The 2961-nt window shown below is 69.2% G+C and carries 3 protein-coding genes; all 3 read left to right on the forward strand.

The genetic code is table 11. The features are described from left to right. Window positions 1–38 precede the first annotated feature (38 nt). On the forward strand, window positions 39–1019 hold the full coding sequence (hemB, locus tag K789_RS0109025; RefSeq protein ID WP_024366476.1) for a porphobilinogen synthase: 981 nt from the start codon (window positions 39–41) through the stop codon (window positions 1017–1019). After that, window positions 1019–2128, forward strand: a complete 1110-nt coding sequence (locus tag K789_RS0109030; RefSeq protein WP_024366477.1) for an LLM class flavin-dependent oxidoreductase — start codon at window positions 1019–1021, stop codon at window positions 2126–2128. The genes hemB and K789_RS0109030 overlap by 1 nt, the downstream gene beginning before the upstream one ends. Before the next feature lie 54 nt (window positions 2129–2182). Continuing rightward, the coding region (locus K789_RS0109035) for an aminotransferase class III-fold pyridoxal phosphate-dependent enzyme (protein ID WP_024366478.1) at window positions 2183–2961 on the forward strand (779 nt) is incomplete at its 3' end.

Genomic DNA, 2961 nt, shown 5'->3' on the forward strand with positions numbered 1-2961 from the left:
CACCAGCCAGTCGCAGAGCCCACAGCAAAGGACACCTTATGAGCTTCCCGACCCACCGCCCCCGCCGGCTCCGCACCACCCCGGCCATGCGCCGGCTGACGGCCGAACACCGGCTCTCGGCCTCGGAACTCATCCTGCCCGCCTTCATCCGTGAAGGCCTGGCCGAGCCGAACCCCATTGCCTCGATGCCCGGTGTGCAGCAGCACACCACCGACACCCTGAAGCGCGCCGCCAGCGAGGCCGTGGAGCTCGGCGTCGGCGGCATCATGCTCTTTGGAATCCCCGCCGTCCGCGACGCCACCGGCACCGCCTCGCTGGACCCCGAGGGCGTGCTGAACAAGGCCATCCGGGACGTCCGGGCTGAGGTCGGCGACGAACTGGTCATCATGAGCGACGTCTGCCTGGACGAATTCACCGACCACGGGCACTGCGGCGTCGTCGACGCCAACGGCTACGTCGACAACGACGCCACGCTGGAGATCTACGGCCGGATGGCCGTGGCCCAGGCCGAGGCCGGCGCCCACGTCCTTGGCCCGTCCGGGATGATGGACGGACAGATCGCCGTGATCCGGCAGGCCCTCGAGGAGGCCGGCCACGCCAACACCGCCGTCGTCGCCTACGCCGCGAAATACGCCTCAGCGTTCTATGGACCGTTCCGCGAAGCCGTCGATTCCCAGCTCACCGGCGACCGCCGCACTTACCAGATGGACGCTGCGAACCGCCGCGAAGCGATCCTCGAAGTGGAACTGGACCTCGAAGAAGGCGCCGACATGGTGATGGTCAAGCCAGCCATGAGCTACCTCGACATCCTCGCCGACGTCGCCGCGATGAGCCCGGTGCCGGTCGCGGCTTACCAGATTTCCGGCGAGTACTCCATGATCGAGGCCGCCGCCGCCAACGGCTGGATCGACCGCCGTGCGGCCATCACCGAATCCGTGCTGGGCATCAAACGGGCCGGGGCCAACATGGTCCTGACCTACTGGGCAAGCGAACTCGCCGGCTGGCTGAAGGAGTCCTGATGAGCACCGTGACAGCGCCGGACCCCGCCTCCGGGCCGAACCCCACGGGCCCCGTGGGCCCGGGGCGCATCCTGCTGGGGCTGAACACCTTCGGAGACGTCGGGCTCTTCCCCGACGGGCATCCCGTCCCGCATGCCCAGGTGCTGCGGCAGCTGCTGGAACAGGCCGAACTCGCGGACGAGGTGGGGCTCCACGCCTTCGGTGTGGGGGAGCACCACCGCCGCGACTTCGCCGTCTCCGCCCCGGAGGTTTTCCTCGCCGCGGCGGCCGCCCGGACCAAGCACATCCGGCTCGGCTCCGCTGTCACCGTGCTGAGCTCCGATGACCCCATCCGCGTCTTCCAGCGCTTCTCCACCGTGGACGCCATCTCGAACGGCCGGGCCGAGGTCATGTTGGGACGCGGCTCCTTTGTCGAGTCCTTCCCGCTCTTCGGTCTCAACCTGGCCGACTACGAGGTCCTGTTTGAGGAGAAGCTCGAGCTCTTCGACAAGGTCCGCGCCCAGAAGCCTATCCACTGGGAGGGCCGCACCCGGCCGGCCATCAACGGGCTCAGCGCCTACCCGCCGCTGGAACACCACCTGCTGCCCGCCTGGATCGGAGTCGGCGGAACCCCCGAATCGGTGCTGCGCTGCGCCGAGTACGGCTACCCGATCATCTTCGCCATCATCGGCGGACAGCCACGGTCCTTCGCCCCGCTGGCCAACCTTTACCGCGAGGCGATGGCCAAATACGGGCACCCGATGCAGCAGATGGCCACGCATTCGCCCGGACACATTGCCGAGACCGATGAAGCAGCGCGGGACGAGTTCTTCCCGCACTGGCTGGGCCAGCGCAACCTGATCGGCGCCGAGCGCGGCTGGGGCCCGGGCAACCGCGCCGAGTTCGACGCCATGTGCACCCCCGAGGGCGCACTCTACGTCGGCTCCCCGGACACCGTCGCCGCGAAGATCGCCCTGCTGAAAAAGAACCTCGGAGTGGACCGCTTCGACCTCAAATACAGCAACGGAACCCTGCCGCACAAGGCGATGATGCGCTCGATCGAGCTGTTCGGCACCGAGGTGGCCCCCCGGGTGGCTGCTTTGCTGGCCGGGGCCTCACCGCAGAACTGACCTGCGCCCCGGAACTGAATTGCGCCCCAGAACTGAACTGAAAGAATAGGAATCATGACTTCCAGCCACCCCCGCAACGAGGCACTCTTCGACCGCGCCCGCCAGCTGATGCCGGGCGGCGTCAACTCGCCGGTCCGCGCGTTCGGCTCCGTCGGCGGAACGCCGCGCTTTATGGTCTCCGCCAAGGGCCCGTACCTGACCGACGCCGACGGCGCCGAGTACGTGGACCTGGTCTGCTCCTGGGGCCCGGCACTCCTGGGACACGCGCACCCGGCGGTCCTCGCCGCCGTGCACGCCGCCGTCGACCGTGGTCTGTCCTTCGGCGCCTCGACACCGGATGAGGCCAACCTCGCGGCGATTGTCCAGGAGCGCGTCCCCGCCGCCGAACGCGTCCGGATGGTCTCCACCGGCACCGAGGCGACCATGACCGCCGTCCGGCTGGCCCGCGGCTTCACCGGCCGCGACCTCATCATCAAGTTTGCCGGCTGCTACCACGGCCACCTCGACGGGCTGCTCGCCGCCGCCGGCTCCGGTGTCGCCACCCTGGCGCTGCCGGGCTCCGCCGGCGTCACGGCCGCCACCGCCGCCGAGACCCTCGTGCTGCCCTACAACGACCTCGCCGCCGTCGAGGCCGCCTTCGCCAAACACGGCGAGAACATCGCCGCAGTCATCACCGAGGCCGCCCCCGCCAACATGGGCGTCGTCACCCCGGGCGAGGGTTTCAACGCCGGCCTGTCCCGCATCACCCGCGAACACGGTGCCCTGCTGATCCTCGACGAGGTCCTCACGGGCTTCCGGACCGGATACTCCGGATATTGGGGACTCACCGGCGG

Origin of the sequence: Arthrobacter sp. TB 26 (assembly GCF_000427315.1) — a bacterium.
GTDB lineage: Bacteria > Actinomycetota > Actinomycetes > Actinomycetales > Micrococcaceae > Arthrobacter.